At 68.3% G+C, this 16,366-nt stretch carries 13 protein-coding genes; 6 read left to right on the top strand and 7 right to left on the bottom strand.

Going from position 1 to position 16,366, the window contains the following annotated elements:
• Window positions 1-35 precede the first annotated feature (35 nt).
• Window positions 36-1,484 carry a penicillin-binding transpeptidase domain-containing protein gene (locus ABZ880_RS36975; RefSeq protein ID WP_361272679.1) on the top strand — a complete coding sequence of 483 codons (1,449 nt, stop codon included), beginning with the start codon at window positions 36-38 and terminating at the stop codon, window positions 1,482-1,484.
• 63 nt (window positions 1,485-1,547) lie between these two features.
• Here the strand turns inward: ABZ880_RS36975 and ABZ880_RS36970 are convergent, their stop codons facing one another.
• Window positions 1,548-2,999 carry an NCS2 family permease gene (locus tag ABZ880_RS36970; RefSeq protein ID WP_361272392.1) on the bottom strand — a complete coding sequence of 484 codons (1,452 nt, stop codon included), beginning with the start codon at window positions 2,997-2,999 and terminating at the stop codon, window positions 1,548-1,550.
• A gap of 232 nt (window positions 3,000-3,231) precedes the next feature.
• Here ABZ880_RS36970 and ABZ880_RS36965 point away from each other — a divergent pair, with 232 nt between their 5' ends.
• The 4 genes from ABZ880_RS36965 to ABZ880_RS36950 all read left to right on the top strand — a co-directional run bounded on the left by ABZ880_RS36965 (window position 3,232) and on the right by ABZ880_RS36950 (window position 7,282).
• A complete protein-coding gene (locus tag ABZ880_RS36965) occupies window positions 3,232-3,798 on the top strand; it encodes a SigE family RNA polymerase sigma factor (RefSeq protein ID WP_361272389.1) in 567 nt (188 codons plus the stop codon).
• Window positions 3,795-4,631 (top strand): hypothetical protein, encoded by an 837-nt coding sequence (locus ABZ880_RS36960; RefSeq protein ID WP_361272387.1) that lies wholly within the window; start codon window positions 3,795-3,797, stop codon window positions 4,629-4,631. Before ABZ880_RS36965 ends, ABZ880_RS36960 begins: the two co-directional genes overlap by 4 nt.
• A 105-nt stretch (window positions 4,632-4,736) precedes the next feature.
• Window positions 4,737-5,567, top strand: a complete 831-nt coding sequence (locus ABZ880_RS36955; protein WP_361272384.1) for a pectate lyase — start codon at window positions 4,737-4,739, stop codon at window positions 5,565-5,567.
• 32 nt (window positions 5,568-5,599) lie between these two features.
• Window positions 5,600-7,282: a rhamnogalacturonan lyase B N-terminal domain-containing protein gene (locus ABZ880_RS36950; protein WP_361272382.1), complete on the top strand. Its 1,683-nt coding sequence runs from the start codon at window positions 5,600-5,602 to the stop codon at window positions 7,280-7,282.
• 93 nt (window positions 7,283-7,375) lie between these two features.
• Here ABZ880_RS36950 and ABZ880_RS36945 read toward each other — a convergent pair whose 3' ends face one another.
• Complete coding sequence (locus ABZ880_RS36945) at window positions 7,376-8,530, bottom strand: right-handed parallel beta-helix repeat-containing protein (protein WP_361272380.1); 1,155 nt, start codon at window positions 8,528-8,530, stop codon at window positions 7,376-7,378.
• Between the two features lie 198 nt (window positions 8,531-8,728).
• On the opposite strand from ABZ880_RS36945, the gene ABZ880_RS36940 reads away from it, so the two are divergent.
• Window positions 8,729-10,942 carry a family 43 glycosylhydrolase gene (locus ABZ880_RS36940; RefSeq protein ID WP_361272377.1) on the top strand — a complete coding sequence of 738 codons (2,214 nt, stop codon included), beginning with the start codon at window positions 8,729-8,731 and terminating at the stop codon, window positions 10,940-10,942.
• Here the strand turns inward: ABZ880_RS36940 and ABZ880_RS36935 are convergent.
• From ABZ880_RS36935 to ABZ880_RS36915, 5 genes are all read right to left on the bottom strand, one after another.
• Window positions 10,935-11,732, bottom strand: coding sequence for an HAD family acid phosphatase (locus ABZ880_RS36935; protein WP_361272374.1), 798 nt, complete (start codon window positions 11,730-11,732; stop codon window positions 10,935-10,937). The two genes, ABZ880_RS36940 and ABZ880_RS36935, sit on opposite strands and share 8 nt — an antisense overlap.
• A 120-nt stretch (window positions 11,733-11,852) precedes the next feature.
• Window positions 11,853-12,965 (bottom strand): chondroitinase-B domain-containing protein, encoded by a 1,113-nt coding sequence (locus tag ABZ880_RS36930; protein WP_361272371.1) that lies wholly within the window; start codon window positions 12,963-12,965, stop codon window positions 11,853-11,855.
• 37 nt (window positions 12,966-13,002) lie between these two features.
• The gene (locus ABZ880_RS36925) at window positions 13,003-14,163 is read right to left on the bottom strand and encodes a dienelactone hydrolase family protein (protein WP_361272368.1); all 1,161 of its coding nucleotides are present in this window, start codon (window positions 14,161-14,163) and stop codon (window positions 13,003-13,005) included.
• The gene (locus tag ABZ880_RS36920; protein ID WP_361272677.1) at window positions 14,150-15,178 is read right to left on the bottom strand and encodes a pectinesterase family protein; all 1,029 of its coding nucleotides are present in this window, start codon (window positions 15,176-15,178) and stop codon (window positions 14,150-14,152) included. Before ABZ880_RS36920 ends, ABZ880_RS36925 begins: the two co-directional genes overlap by 14 nt.
• 4 nt (window positions 15,179-15,182) lie before the next feature.
• A complete protein-coding gene (locus ABZ880_RS36915; RefSeq protein WP_361272366.1) occupies window positions 15,183-16,349 on the bottom strand; it encodes a pectinesterase family protein in 1,167 nt (388 codons plus the stop codon).
• Window positions 16,350-16,366: the final 17 nt, after the last annotated feature.

Raw genomic sequence — 16,366 nt, 5'->3', positions numbered from 1 at the left:
CGATTCACTCCTTCCCGCTCGTCCTTGTGAGCGGGATGAACAAGACGATCAGGCGAGCCTCCGTCTTCGCGCTGCTGCTCGTGTTCGCTCTGCTGGTCAGGGCGACGTGGGTGCAGTTCTACGACGGCAAGGCCCTCGCGGACGACAAGAACAACCGGCGCAACGCGATCGAGACGTACGCGGAGCCGCTCGGGAACATCATCGTGGCCGGGAACTCGATCACCGGTTCCGCGGCGACGAAGAGCAGCGACCTCAAGTACAAGCGCACGTACAAGGACGGCAAGTTGTACGCGGCGGTGACGGGCTACGCCTCACAGGCCTACGCCCCGACCCAGCTGGAGGGCATCTACCAGGACCTCCTCAACGGCACGGACAACCGGCTGAGGACCGTGATGGACACCGTCACCGACAAGCGCGCCGACCCGGGCGACGTGGTCACGACGATCGACCCGGACGTGCAGAAGGCGGCGTACGACGCGCTCGGCGACAAGAAAGGCGCGGCGGTCGCGATCGACCCGAAGACCGGCAAGATCCTCGCGGTCGTGTCGACACCGTCGTACGACCCTACGTCGCTGACCGACGCCAACACGGCGGGCACGGCCTGGAAGAAGCTCAACGCCGACCCCGACAAGCCGCTCACCAACCGCGCGCTGCGCCAGCCGCTGCCTCCCGGTTCGACGTTCAAGCTGGTCGTCGCGGCGGCCGCGCTGCAGGACGGGCTGTACTCGTCGGTGGACGAGAAGACGAAGAGCCCGGACCCGTACACGCTGCCGGGTACGACCAGGGAGTTGGCGAACGAGAACAGGTCCGCGCCCTGCGAGAACGCCACGATCCGCACGGCGCTGCAGTACTCGTGCAACAACGTCTTCGCGAAGATGGCCGTCGACCTGGGCCAGGACAAGGTGAAGGCGATGGCCGAGAAGTTCGGCTTCAACGACGACGAGCAGGACGTACCGGTGCGGGCGTACACCAGCGTCTACCCGTCCGACATGGACAGGTCGTCGACGGCCCTGACGGGCATCGGCCAGTACGACGTCACGGCGACGCCGTTGCAGATGGCGATGGTGTCGGCTGCCATAGCGAACGGCGGGAAGCTGGTCTCGCCGCACATGGTCTCCCAGATCACCGACAGCGGCGGTGACGTCCTGAAGAACTACGACGACGACGCGGGCACCAAGGAGATCGTCAGCTCCGACATCGCCGAGCAGTTGCAGTCGGCGATGCAGACGGTCGTCGAGCAGGGCACGGGCACGAACGCGAAGATCGACGGCGCGACGGTCGGCGGCAAGACGGGCACGGCCCAGCACGGCGAGAACAACAGCCAGACCCCGTACGCCTGGTTCACGTCCTACGGCAAGGCGGACGGCAAGGAGGTCGCCGTGGCGGTGGTCGTGGAGCAGTCGAACGCGGCCCGCTCGGAGGTCAGCGGCAACGGTCTCGCGGCGCCGGTGGCCAAGGCGATGATGCAAGCGGCGCTCAAGTAGCGCCCTGTCAGGGGCGCGGGCTGCGCGACCAGCCACAGAGCTGCACTGGTCGCGCAGCGTCCCTCACTTGACGCCGAGGATCTGCTCAACGGGGTCGATGGCGAAGTACACCAGGAACAGCGCAGACACACCCCACAGCAGCCAGTGCACCTCCTTCGCCTTCCCAAGAACCGCCTTGATGACGACGTAGGCCAGGAACCCGGCGCCGATGCCGTCGGTGATGGAGTACGTGAACGGCATCGCGGCGATGGTCAGGAACGCCGGGATCGCGATCTCGTACCTGTCCCAGTCGATGTGCTTGACGTGGGTCATCATCAGGAAGCCCACGGCGATCAGCGCAGGCGCAGCCGCCTGCAGCGGAACGATCGTCAGCAGCGGCGTCAGGAACAGCGCGAGCCCGAACAGCCCACCGGTGATCAGGTTCGCGAACCCGGTCCGCGCACCCTCACCCACACCGGCCGCCGACTCGATGTACGCCGTGTTGGAGGAGGCGGACCCCAGCCCGCCGGCCACCGCCGCCGCACCGTCGATGAACAGCACGCGCCCGATCCCCGGCACCTGCCCCTGCTCGTCCAGCAGCCCGGCCTCCGCGCTGATACCGACGATCGTCCCCATCGCGTCGAAGAAGTCCGACAGGATCAGCGTGAACACCAGCAGCACCGCGGTGAGGAAGCCGGCCTTCGCGAAGCCGCCGAACAAGCTGAAGTGACCGATGAGCCCGAAGTCCGGGGTGTCGACGATCTTGTCCGGCACCTTCGGGGTCGTCAGGCCCCAACTCTTGATGTCGGCAATGGCGTTGATGATGATCGCGACGATCGTCATCGTCACGATGCTGATCAGGATCGCGCCCTTCACCTTGCGCGCGATCAGCGCGATGGTGAGCAGCACACCGAGACAGAAGACCAGGACGGGCCAGCCCGTGAGCCGGCCGACGGCGCCCAACTGGACCGGCACCGTGGTGTTCGCGGCATCCGGTATACGACTGACGAACCCGGCGTCGACGAAGCCGATGAAGGCGATGAACAGCCCGATGCCGACGCCGATCGCCTGCTTGAGCTGGTGCGGAATGGCGTCCATGATCGCTTTTCGCAGCCCGGTGACGACCAGGACGCAGATCAGGACGCCCTCGAGGACGACCAGCCCCATCGCGTCGGCCCAGCTCATCAGCGGCGCCAGCTGGAAGGCGACCACGGCGTTGAGGCCGAGGCCCGCGGCGATGGCGAGCGGCAGGTTGCCGCCGACGCCCATGATGATCGTCATCACACAGGCCACCAGCGCGGTGGCGGTGACGAGTTGGCCGGTGTCGAGGCTGTGGCCGAACTTGTCCTTCGCGCTGCCGAGGATGATGGGATTCAGGACAAGGATGTAGGCCATGGTGAAGAACGTGGCGAAGCCGCCGCGTATCTCCCGGCCGAAGGTGGACCCCCGCTCGGAGATCTTGAAGAACCGGTCGACGCCGTTCGCCGCCGGTGGCGGGCCACTTGACCGTTCGGTCACCGTCTTGGTGTCGGACATGCGGGTACTCCTTGGTGCCTGATTGATCGTGTGCGGATGCTGGCTGGATTGTTCCCGCGTTGAACGCGTTTCAGGTTTTCCCCGTGTTACGGAATCGGGGCCGACCCGCCAGACTGCGTTCGAAGCCCCGTACGAACCATGCGGTTGATCACTGCTACGCTTCCGGATCTCATCCGGGCCTCCTCCGGATGATCACATGTCATCTACATGACACGCACAGAGAGGTTGGCCCGTGGGCACTGTCGTCGACGACGCAGCCTCCGTGGAGTTCCATGCCTTCTTCGAACGGCACTATGCCGAACTGTCGCGTTTCGCACACCTGTTGACCGGCGAGGCGGACGCCGCCGACGATCTGGCGGCGGACGCGCTGCTCGCCCTGTGGCACCGCTGGGACCGGGTGCGCGCCGCGGACCACCCGGCCGCCTACGCCCGCGGAGTGGTCGCCAACCTGGCCCGCACCCGTATCCGCAGCGCCGTACGCGAACGCCGGCGGATCTCGCTGTTCTGGTCGCAGCGCGAGGAGAAGACCGAGAACCCGGACATAGCGGGCGTGGTCGACGTTCAAGAGGCGCTGCGCAGACTGCCGTTCCGGAAACGCGCGTGTGTGGTGCTGCGGCACGCGTTCGACCTGTCGGAGAAGGACACCGCTCTCGCCCTGGGTGTTTCCGTGGGTACGGTTAAGTCCCAGACGTCCAAGGGGATGGCAGAGCTGCAGAAGCTGCTCGGCTCCCAGGGCGTGGCGCAGAGGGTGCACGCGGCGATGGCGCGTGGCGGCGAGACCGGAGGAACGGACCGATGAGGCAGCAGGACGTGCACGACGAGCTGCGCGCCCGGCTGCACGAGGCGGCCGAGACGCACGAGCCGGACCGGGCGAGGATCCTGGCCCGGATCGAGCGGGGCATGGCCCAGCAGGACCGCCCCGACCACCGGGCGACGCGCCCGCCGGTGTGGGGCTGGGCCCGGGTCGTGAGTGCGACGGCGGCGGTGGCGGGCATGCTCGCGATCGGCGGCTACGCGGTCGCGTCCGCGGTGAAGGACGACAAGCCCCAGCAGCAGACGGTCGCGGTCTCGCCGACGCCCACTCCGTCGCCGGACGCGACCAGTCGTGCGCCGGTGCCGCCGGTGGACACCACGCCGAGCGCCCCGCCGAAGACGCACAGGCCGAGCAGCACCCCGTCGACGAAGCCCTCCGCCTCCGTGCTGCCGCCCGCCGACGGCGTGCAGGACGGCCCGCTGTGGTCGGACGGCTCGGTGGACCCGCACAGCAACGACTTCTGGGCGCAGAGCAACATCACGTTCAAGACGAGCGAGCAACTCACCTCCCTGACCGTGCAGTTGAAGGTTGCGCAGACGGGCGGGGTCGGCAGTGCCGGTGCCTGGCGGTCGCTGCCGGAGCAGGACTTCGACCTCACGGTCGGCGAGCAGAACGGCTTCCTGGTCTACACGTGGACGCTCAAGGAGGGCCGTACGGTCCCCAAGGGCGAGTGGGTGTTCGCCGGGCAGTACAACCACCAGCGCGGTGGCCGGGACGCGAAGGACGACACGTACTCGATCATGGCGACGGCGGACGGCCAACAGCGCGCGGTGGGCGGCGACTTCGCGGCCCATGCGGACGACGAGGGCGATTCGTAGGGCCGCTGACGGCGGCTCGTGAAAAAAATCCGAAGACGCGGCAACCCTTTCCTCACCGGGGGCGACCAGGAAGCGCAAGGTCCCCCTCCCACGCAAGGAATGGGCATGACTGCACGAGCAGAACAGCGCGTCCGTCACCGTCGCCGGGTCACGAGGCGACGGGCGGTGATCGGCGGCGCCGCCGCACTCGGCATCACGGGTGCGGCGATCGTCACGACGACGCTGCTGTCCACCGCCGGTGCCGCCTCGGCCTGGCCGACCGCCACCGGCAGCAAGGCCGTCTCGTCCACGATCGAGGTGTCGGGCACCTACGACGGCAAGCTGAAGAAGTTCTACGGCTCGGGCGAGCTGGGCACGGACGACCAGTCCGAGGACCAGGGCCCGATCTTCGAGCTGGCCGACGGCGCGACCCTGAAGAACGTGATCATCGGCACCCCGGCCGCGGACGGCGTCCACTGCAAGGGCTCGTGCACGCTGCAGAACGTGTGGTGGCTGGACGTCGGCGAGGACGCCGCCAGCTTCAAGGGCAAGTCCTCCTCGGCGACGTACCGGGTGATCGGCGGCGGCGCGAAGAACGCCGACGACAAGGTGCTGCAGTTCAACGGCGCCGGCAAGCTCACCGTGACCGGCTTCCAGGTGGAGAACTTCGGCAAGCTGGTGCGCAGTTGCGGCAACTGCAAGACGCAGTTCAAGCGGACGATCGTGCTCAGCGACATCGATGTGACGGCGCCCGGCAAGGCGATCGTCGGCGTCAACGCGAACTACGGCGACACCGCCACGCTGTCGAAGATCCGCATCCACGGCGACAGCAAGAAGAAGATCAAGACCTGTGTCCGCTTCAAGGGCAACAACACCGGCAAGGAGCCGACCGAGATCGGCACCGGCGCCGACGGAACCACCTGCAAGTTCTCGTCATCTGACATCACGTACAACTGAGTGAACTTTCAACCATGACGGGAAAGCGATCCTTGAGCACGCACAGGAGACACCTCACGCGCCGACGTGTGCTCGGGGCCTCCGCGATCGGCGTCGCCGCCACCGGCGCCGCCGTCGCGGGCGGCACCGGCCTCCTCTCGTCGGCGTCCGCCGCGGCCTTCGGCTACCGGGACGACGGCAGGAACTACGTCGTCGACACCGGCGCCGCGCTCGTCTTCAAGGTCTCCAAGACGACCGGCGACATCACCTCCCTCGCCTACAAGGGCAAGGAGTACGAGGGCTACGGCGGCAAGCACTCGCACGTGGAGTCCGGTCTCGGGGCCTCGACGGTCACGATCGAACAGACCGGGTCGACGATCCTGATCAAGGTCGTGCACGGGGCGATCACCCAGTGGTACGCGGCCCGCAGCGGCCAGAACAACGTCTATCTGTGGACGAACAAGGCGGACGCGTCCTTCACGGCGACCCGCTACATCGTCCGCCTCAAGCCCGGGATGTTCCCCAACACCGGCTCGGACGCCTGGGACTCGACGACCGACAAGATCATCGAGGCGGGCGACGTCTGGAAGCGCCCGGACGGCACGACCCACTCCAAGCACTACTCGGGCAAGCGGACCATCGACTACGACTACGTCGGCTTCACGACGGGTTCGGTCGGTCTGTGGCTGGTCCGCTCCAACCACGAGAAGGCTTCCGGCGGCCCCTTCTACCGCTCACTGCTGCGGCACTCGAACGAGGGCGGGGCGGGTCTCTACGAGATCCTGCACTACAACGAGGCCCAGACCGAGGCCGAGCGCTTCGGCCTGCAGGGCCCGTACGTCATCGCCCTCACGGACGGCGCGGCACCCCCGTCCTCTCTCTTCCAGGCGAACCTCGACACCTCGTGGGTGGACGGCCTCGGCATCACCGGCTGGGTCGGCAAGGCGGGCCGGGGCAAGGTGGCGGGCGTCGGACTGAAGGGCATGGACGCCAAGTACGCCTACACGGTGGGCTTCGCCAACGCGGACGCGCAGTACTGGGCGAAGGCGGCGGCCGGCACGGGTGCGTTCTCCTGCAAGGGGATGCTCCCGGGGACGTACACGCTGACCGTCTACAAGAACGAACTCGCCGTCCACACCGAGTCGGTGAAGGTCACGGCAGGCGGTACGACGTCCCTGCACACCCTGAGCATCACCGGTGACCCGTCCGCCGCCGCGACCGTCTGGCGGCTCGGCGACTGGGACGGCACGCCCGGCGAGTTCAAGAACGCCAAGCTGATGACGTACGCGCATCCCTCCGACGGCCGCGCGGCCAAGTGGATCGGCAACGTCACGATCGGCAGCGGCAGCGAGGCCGCGTCCTTCCCGGCGTACGTCTGGAAGGACGTCAACGACGGCATCCTGGTCTACTTCAAGCTGACCAAGGCGCAGGCGGCGGCCGCGCACACGCTGCGGGTCGGGGTGACCGACGCGTTCGCCAACGGGCGGCCGCGGGTGACCGTCAACGATTGGGTTTCGGCCATCCCCTCGGCCCCCACGCAACCCGAGACGCGCTCCCTCACCACGGGTTCGTACCGGGGAAACAACCACACGTTCGTTTTCAACGTCCCTAGTAGTGCGTGGAAGACGGACGCCTCGCAGTACAACGTCCTGAAGATCAACATCGTGAGTGGTTCGGGCGGCGCGGCGTTTCTCAGCGCCGGCACGTCGTTCGACTGCCTGGACCTGCTGACCTGAGCCCCCCTCGGTCAGCAGCCGCCGACTGAGCCCCCCTCGTCGGCGACGAGAACGCCCCGCCAGTGACGACTGGCGGGGCGTTCGTGTGCCTGGTCAGTTCATCGTCGAACCGATGGTCGTGGACCCCGTGGCGAGGAAGCCGGTCGCCGGGAGCGAGCCGTCCGACTTCCGCGCACCGTAGGCAGTCGTCGCGTCCGTCGACTTGAACGCCGGCGTGGACACCCCGCTGTCCCAGTTGTTCGCCGCGGACACCGTCTTCGAACTCAGCTTGTCCAGACCGCCCTTGTTGCTCACCGCGAGGTTCCGCGCGAGGCGGGCCTTGCCCGTGGCGAAGTAGAAGCCGGTCTGCGCGTTGGCGTACGCGGTGTTGCGGTTCAGGACGATCGCCCCGGTGTTGGAGTTCTCGGTGAACCCGTTGAGCGTGTTGTCCCAGGCCGCGTTGTTGTTCACGACGTGCGCGACCGCGACGCCCCCACCGCCCAGCTTGAATCCATTGCCGTTCCCTTCGAACGCCGAGTCGCCCCAGCGGTTCTTGCCGTTGCCGAAGGCCCAGCTGTGCTCGATGGTGACCGGCGAGGAGAACTGCCAGAGGTCGAGGCCGTCGTCGGAGTTGTTGTAGAGGCGGGCGCCGGTGACCTTGTTGCCGGTCCCGGAGCCGAACTTGATGGCGATGCCGTCGGCGTTCTGACCGTGCCCGGACGGGTCGTAGTTGCCGTAACTGTCCAGGTTCTGCACGAGGTTGTTCACCGTCTTGTCGCCGCGCAGCGTGAACCCGGAGTCGCCGTTGTTCGCGGTGACGAGGTTCTTGAAGACGCCGCCGGTGGACGAGGTGACGACGAAGCCCTGGGCCGGGGAGTTCTGGAAGGTGAGGTTCTGGACGGTCCAGTAGCTGCCGTAGATCCCGGTGAGCCAGGAACCGGCGGGCAGCTTGGAGCCGTCGATCTTCACCTTCTCGCTGCCGTACGCCTGCAGCGTGATCCGGTTCGAACTGCTGCCGCCGGCCGTGGACTTGAGGGTGGCCGTCGGATAGTACGTGCCGGCGCGGACCTGGATGACGGTGCCCGCGGCCGCGTTCTTCACGGCCGACTCCAGCTGGGCCGTGGTGGAGACGGTGACCGTCGTCGTGGCGGCCTGGGCGCCGCCGCCCGAGAGGCCGAGGTAGACGCCGCCGGCCCCGGCGGAGACGGCCACCGCCGCGGCGATCGAGAGCGTGCGCGTCCTGCGGTGGCGTCCGGTGCTCAGTCGCACGGGGCGTTCCTTTCCTAGGGGAAGCTACGCAGACCAGTCGCCCCGTGGCGGGAAAAGGTTGCCGCTCCCCTCGAAAACCCTCGAAATTTTCGCCGCCTCCCGTCCCGCCCCAACGGGTTGACCTGCTTTTTCCCACTCGTAACACTCCGAGGGCGCACACCATCCAACAGAATCCCCCACACTTCTACCGGACTACTCATGCGCCCCAGAGCCGTGCTCGTCGTCTGCCTCGCCCTCCTCCTCGCTCTGTTCACCGCGCCACCCGGCACCGCCCGTACCGTCCACTCAGGAGCCCCGCCCGTGAACCACCCCAAGTACGCCGGCTATCTCTTCGCCTACTTCACCGGCGAGGGCACCGCCGACGGCGAGCAGATCCGCTACGCCCTCAGCCGCGGCAACGACCCGCTGCACTGGCGCGAGCTGAACCAGGGCAAGCCGGTCCTGACGTCTACGATCGGCGAGAAGGGCCTGCGGGACCCGTTCGTGATCCGCTCCCCCAAGGGCGACAGGTTCTACCTGATCGCCACCGACCTGCGGATGTACAACAACAGCAGCGGCAGCTGGGACCAGGTCCAGCGGCACGGCAGCAAGTCGATCATGATCTGGGAGTCCACGGACCTGGTCCACTGGACCGACCGGCGCCTGGTGAAGGTGGCCCCGGACAACGCGGGCAACACCTGGGCGCCGGAGGCGTACTGGGACGACTCGCTCGGTGAGTACGTCGTCTTCTGGGCGTCGAAGCTGTACGCCGACGACGACCCCGACCACACGGGATCGAAGTACAACAGGATGCTGTACGCGACGACGAAGGACTTCCGTGCCTTCAGCGAGCCGAAGGTCTGGGACGACCCGGGCTACTCGGTCATCGACTCGACCGTCGTGAAGTACAAGGACACCTACTACCGCTACACCAAGGACGAGCGGAACCAGTCCTCCGACTCCCCCTGCTCGAAGTTCATCACCGGCGAGAAGTCGAAGACCCTGACGTCGACCGCGTACGACTTCGTCTCCGACTGCATCGGCAGCGGCTCGATCGACCGTGGCGAGGGGCCGACGGTCTTCAGGTCCAACACCGAGAAGAAGTGGTACCTGTTCATCGACGAGTACGGCGAGCGCGGCTACGTCCCGTTCGAGACCACCGACCTCGACTCGGGCAAGTGGACGATGTCGGCGAACTACCAGCTGCCGGCAAGTCCGAGGCACGGCACGGTACTTCCGGTGACACAGGCCGAGTACGACCGGCTGCTGGCCGCGTATCCCGCCACCTCCACGTCGGTCGTGGACGCGACGGCGAAGAACCAGAAGGGGTACGCCGTCGTCACGGAGGCCGCTTCGAAGGTCGTCCTGCCGATGGAGCCGGGCGCCGACCTCACCGGCCTCGCGCCCAGGTTCGCCGTGGGTGAGGGCGCGACCCTGACCCCCGGGTCGGGTACCCGACGCGACTTCCGCAAGCCGCAGACGTACACCGTCATGGCGGCCGACGGCACGAGCCGCACCTGGACCGTCGAGGCGGTCCCCACCCGCAGCCCGGTCCTGCCCGGCCTGAACGCCGACCCGGACGTGCACCATCTGGACGGCCAGTACTGGATCTATCCGACGACGGACGGCAACCAGGGCTGGGGCAGCACGAGTTTCAAGGCGTACTCGTCGAGGGACCTGGTCCACTGGAAGGATCACGGGGTGATCCTGGACCTGGGCCCGGACGTCTCCTGGGCGGACAAGTACGCGTGGGCGCCGGCGGTCGCCGAACGGGGCGGCAGGTACTACTTCTACTTTTGCGCCGAGCAGCAGATAGGGGTCGCGGTCGCCGACTCACCGGCCGGCCCGTTCAAGGACGCGCTGGGCAAACCCCTTGTGGCGAAGAGCGGTTCGCTGCAGGGCCAGATGATCGACCCGGCGGTCTTCACGGACGACGACGGGACGTCGTATCTCTACTGGGGCAACGGCCACGGGTACGTGGTCCCGCTGAACGACGACATGACGTCGTACGACGCATCGAAGATCAGGGACATCACCCCGGACAACTTCCGCGAGGGGTCCTTCGTGATCAAGCGCAAGGGGACCTACTGCTTCATGTGGTCCGAGGACGACACCCGCAGCGAGAACTACCACGTCGCCTACGCGACCGGACCGTCCCCGCTCGGCCCGTGGACCAAGCGGGGGACGATCCTGTCCAAGCGTCCCGAGTGCGGCATCCTCGGCACCGGCCACCACTCCGTGGTGAACGTCCCCGGCACCGACGACTGGTACATCGTCTACCACCGGTTCGCCCTGAACGGGCCGGGGAAGCCCGGCGGTGACGGCATGCACCGGGAGACGACCGTCGACCGGCTGTGGTTCGCCGCGGACGGTACCCTTCAGCCGGTCGTACCGACCCTCGAGTCGATCAGGCCGGTGAAGGGCGTCAGCTGACGAAGTACGTCGGGTTCGGGATCTTGTACGTGCGGTCGGCGTAGCCGCCGTCCAGGTCCGAGTACTGGTCGCCGAAGTTGGCGACGATCTCGTACCCGAGGTCGTCCTCGATGTGCTTGCGCGTGCCGGACTTGTACTGCACGGTCGTGCAGGTCCAGGTGCCCGGGGTGGCGCAGGAGCTCAGGTAGGCCGGCGGGTTGGCCTTGTCCTTGAGGAACATGTGGTCGGCGTCGAGGTTCACATCGGCGCCGATCTTCTTCAGGTTGGCGACGGCGGCGGTGCGCTGCGCCTCGCTGAGACCGGAGTTGTAGAAGACCTCGACGCCCTTGGACTCGGCGTACTGGACCAGCTCGGCGCTGCCGAAGACGCCGGGGCGGTCGGCCTTGTTCACGTAGTCGGCCCAAGTGGTGGCGTTGTACGTGTAGTTGTAGCGCTTCTCGTAGTCGAGGCTGAGCAGCAGCGTGTCGTCGATGTCGAAGACGACCGCGGCCTTCTCGCCCCGGTGGTGCGCCTTGCGGGCGGCCTGGTCTATGTACTTCCGGGCGGCCGAGTCGATCCGCGCCAGGTCCTTGGCGTACGGGCTGTCCGAGGACGCCTGGTACACGCCGTTGGCGTCGGCCGTGGTGCCGTAGTAGGTGTCGATGTCCTTCACCAGGAGCCCGATGTTGTACGGCTCGTGGGTGGAGTTGGCCGTGGACTGTCCGGCCGTGGCGGCACCGGCGCCGTAGAGAGCGGCACCGGTGACGGCACACGCTGCGGCGATCGCCGCGATACGCAGTGGCTTATGCATGACAGGTTTCTACGCGCGTCACCCCTGCGGGCGCGAGACCCGTTGCCCGATCGATACCTCAATCACAGGCAAAAAACGGGTCAAGCGCCCTGGACGTGGGGATTCCGGTTCGTCGCCGGATCAGTCCATCGTCGCCCCGATGGTCGTGCTCCCCGTCGTCAGGAACGTCGTCGCGGGCAGGGTGCCACTCGAGCTGCGGGCGTTGTACGTGCTGCTCGCGTCCGTGGACTTGAAGGCGGGTGTGCTTGTCCCGCTGTCCCAGTTGTTGCCGGCCGAGGTGACCGACGAGCCCTTGCTGACCGAGCCGCTGCCGTTGCTGACCGCGAGGTTCTTGCCGAGCCTGGCGGAGCTGGTGGCGAAGTAGTAGCCCCACTTGCTGTTCGCGTAGGCGGTGGTGCGGTTGATGACGATCGAGCCGGTGTTGGAGTTCTCGGTGAAGCCGTTGCCGGCGTTGCCCCAGGCGGCGGAGTTGTTGACGACGTGCGCGACGGCCACGCCGTTGCCGCCCAGCTTGTAGCCGTTGCCGTTGCCCTCGAAGGCGGAGTCGCCCCAGCGGTTGACGCCGTTGCCGAAGGACCAGGTGTGCTCGATGGTGACCGGGGACGCGAACGACCAGAGGTCGATGCCGTCGTCCGAGTTGTTGTAGAGGCGTGCTCCGGTGACGAGGTTGCCGGTGCCGGAGCCGAACTTGATGGCGACCCCGTCCGCGTTCTGGCCGTGGGTGGCGGCGTCGTAGTTGCCGTAACTGTCCAGGTTCTTCACGGTGTTGTTCACCGTGCCGTCCCCGGTGAGCGTGAAGCCGGAGTCGCCGCCGTTGATGGTCTTGACGTTGTTCCAGTTGGTGCCGGTGCAGGACTGGCAGACGACCGCGCTGTCCGGGGAGTTCTGGAAGGTGATGTTGGAGACGTTCCAGTAGTCGGCGGTCAGCTTGAAGATCCAGGAGCCGGACGGCAGCGAGGACCCGTCGATCTTGACCGTCTCCGAGCCGTACGCGGTGAGCGTGACCGGGGACGAGGACGTGCCGTTGGCCGTCGACTGGAGCGTGGCCGTGGGGTAGTAGGTGCCGCCGCGGACCTGGATGACCGTGCCGGCGGTGGCGTTCTTGATGGCGTTGGAGAGGTCGGTCGAGTTGCTGACGACCACCGTCGCGGCCTGCGCCTGGGTGGGGAGGACGGCGAGTCCGGCGCCCAGGGACAGGGCGGCGAGGGCGGCGAGAGCGGTACGACGAGACATGGAGTGCGGTCCTTTCTCGTGCGGGTGGGGGGACGGTTCACAGGACGGTGTCGAGCCAGGCGAAGACCTCGTCCTGCATCGGCTCCGTGAAGGCATGGCCGAGCCCCGGCCATGTCTCGGTACGGAGCCGCTCCCCGGCGTGGCGGGAGGACCAGACGGCGCGCATCCTGGCGTACGCGGCCCGGACGCCTTCTGCGGTGAACAGGGCGTCCTGCTCGCCGTCGAGGAAGTACATCGGCTTGGGGGCGCCGATGCTCGCCACGTCGGGGATGTCCAGATGCCGGGCGAGCCCGGGGTGGAGCATGTAGTACGACGACTGCCCGCGCAGCGTGTTGTTGCCGGGCACCATCATTTCCTTCAGGCCGGTCATCCAGCACACGGAGGCCGTGGCAGCGATGTCGTCGGTGAGCGCGGCCGTCTGCCAGGCGCGGTAGCCGCCCATGGAGAACCCGACGGCCGCCACGCGCCGCGCGTCCACCCGGTCGAGGCCGGCCAGGAATCCGGCGGCGCGGGCGTCCTCGCGGGCCATGAGCCCTGCGAGCGAGGAACCCAGGTTGTAGAAGTTGGAGGCCAGGGCCTGCTGCTGGTCGTAGGTGACCGGGCCGCGGTCGCCCCAGCCGAGCGCGTCCGCGCACAGCACCACGTAGCCGCGGCGGGCGAGTTCGTCGCCGACGAACCGCCCGCTGAAGTACTTGTCGGCCCAGGCCTGCCCGGAGGCGAGCCGTGTGTCGTCGTACCAGGGCCGGACGAGTTTCTCCTTCCCGATGTCGAACTTGGCTCCGTGGTCGTGGAGAAGGAGTACGGCGGGGAAGGGTCCGGTGCCGTGCGGGGTGAGCAGGGTGGCGCGGACGCGGTCGTATCGGGTGAGGGAGAGGGTCACCAACTCCCTTGTGCAGCCGTCGCCTTGGGGGCCTTCGGTGAACTCCGGTGCGTACGGCGTCCCCGCCTGCCGGTCGACGAGGAGGTGCTCCTCGACCTTGGCGCGGGCGGCCCGGCGCCAGCTCCGGAAGTCGTGGAGGGGTGAAGTGCCCCAGGCGAGGGGGAAGTCCAGCTCGTCCTTGAGGGTCTGGTGGAAGTCGGGCAGCGGCCCGTCGACGACCGCCGCGTCCGCGCTCCCGGCGGCCACTCCCCCGGCCATCAGCGCGGCCCCCGCCCCGGCCACGAACGCCCGCCGCCCGACCGGTTCACGGACGCCCATGGGGCCTCCAGTCTCCGAGATACGTGCGCGGGGTGTGCCCGGCCGCCTCCTCGGCGGTCAGCTGCGGCCGGTTCTCCGGAGCCGAAATCACCGCGCCGGGACCGGAGTTGGCGTACTCGTGGAAGCGCATGGTCTGCCAGGGGTAGGCGTCGCGCATGTTCGTGTACGGCGCCACCGCGTCGATCCCCGGCCCGATCCAGGAGTCCCGCACGACCAGTGACGGCCAGGCGGTGGTCTCGTAGGACGGCACCCAGGGCCGCGCCAGCTTGTACGCCGCGTCCTCCGCGCCCGAGGTGATCCGGGAGCGGACGGCGAGGATGCCGTACGGGTTGGCGCGGGCGGTGGAGGGGGCGAAGACCATGCCCTTGGGGGTGAAGGCCACGTCCCGTTGGAGGGTGTGGAAGTGGCAGTCCTCGAAGACGGCCGTGGCCCGCCCGAAGACGAAGTCGACGTCGCCCTCGATGTAGCAGCGGCGGAAGTACTGCCGGTCGAAGCCGTCCAGCGCGGTCGTGTCGACGAAGAGGGTGTCCTGGTGGGCCAGCAGCCGGACGTTCTCGAAGTGGGTGCGGTCGCCGTAGGTGTAGGCGGCCACGGCCTGGGTGCCGGTGATGTCCGGGTGGTCGGCGCGCAGCCAGTCGTTGGCGAGCGTCAGGTCACGAACGGTCAGCCCGGCCGCGGCCGAGATGAAGGTGGCGGAGCCCGCCGTCCCGTACGTCGTGCCGTCGGGCTTCTTCGTACCGTTGGCGTTGTCATAGACGATGACGGCGGCGCGCGGATCGCAGGACGCGCCACGGATCGTCAACTCACCCTTCTCCGCAGGGACGTTGACGACCTCGCGATACGTCCCCGGGTGCACGACGATGGTCCAGCCCGGCCCGTCCACCGTGTCCACGGCCGCCTGGACGGAGTCGCCGGGGCGGACGTGCAGGACGCGGCGGGCACCCGCGAAGGCGGGAGCGGCACCGGCGGCGATCAGACCGGCGACCGTGCCCGTGAGGAGAGTGCGGCGGGACAGCATGTCAGCAGTCCTCCTTCCACGGCGTCCAGTCGCCGAGGTAGGCCGCGCGGGTCGCCGACTCGGCCTGGGCGGCGGTGAGTTGGGGCCGGTTCTCGGGAACGGTGATCTCCGCGCCCGGGCCGGCGTTGCGGTATTCGGCGAACCTCTGGTTCTGCCAGGGGAAGGAGTCCGACATGTTGGCGTAGGGCGCGACCGCGTCGATGCCGGGGCCGAGCCAGGTGTCCCGGACGGTCAGCGACGGGCGGGCCGTGGTGTCGGAGCTGGGCACCCAGGGGCGGGCCAGCTTGTAGTAGGCGTCCGGGGCCTCGCTGCTGACCCGGCTCCTGGTCACCAGGTAGCCGAGCGGGTTGGCGCCTGCGGTCGAGGGGGCGAAGACGAAGCCGTACGGCGCCGTCGCCAGGTCGGTCCGGTTCAGCGTGCGGAAGTGGCACTGGTCGTAGACGGCGCTCGCCCGCCCGAAGACGAAGTCGACGTCGCCCTCGACATAGCAGTGGGAGAAGTACTGCCGGGCGAAGACGGTCAGCGCGAAGGAGTCGGCGTAGAGGGTGTCCTGGTGGCCGAGGAAGCGGCAGTGGTGGAAGGCCGACCGGTCGCCCTGCACCTTGATGGCGACGGCCTGCGTACCGGACACTCCCGGGTGGTCGGCGCGCAGCCAGTCGTTGGCGAAGGTGACCCAGCGGGCGGTGAAACCGTCGGCGCGGACGAGGGTGGTGGCCGAGCCGGAGGTGCCGTAGGTGCCCGAGCCGTCGGGCTTCTGGGTGCCGGCGGCGTTGTCGTGGACGATGACGACATCACGGGGGTTCTCGCTCGCGCCGATCAGGGTCAACTCCGAGGCTGCTTCGGTGCGCCCGCCGGTGGCCGGGTCGACGACCCCGACGACCACGGTCTCGCGGTAGACGCCGGGTGCCAGAACCAGCGTGTGTCCGGCGGAGGTTGCGGCGTTGACCGCGGCCTGGACGGTGGCGAAGTCACCGCGCCCGCCCTGGTCGACGTAGAGCGTCTTGGGGGTCAGGCGGGCGGCCGGGGAACCGTACCGGCCGAACGGGCGGGGTGCGCCGGCTGCCCGCGCGGGGACGGACGCGAGGGCGAGCGCGGCGCCCGCCCCGGCGCTCGCGAGCAGGAATCCCCTTCGGGACAGGGGCGGTTGGCGGTGGTGGGGCGAGGGCATGCGGGTGCTCCTTCGCA

It is taken from the genome of Streptomyces sp. NPDC047043, from assembly GCF_040644055.1.
GTDB lineage: Bacteria > Actinomycetota > Actinomycetes > Streptomycetales > Streptomycetaceae > Streptomyces.
The sequence above is the reverse complement of the archived record's forward strand: the minus strand, read 5'-3'. Positions and strand labels throughout refer to the sequence as shown.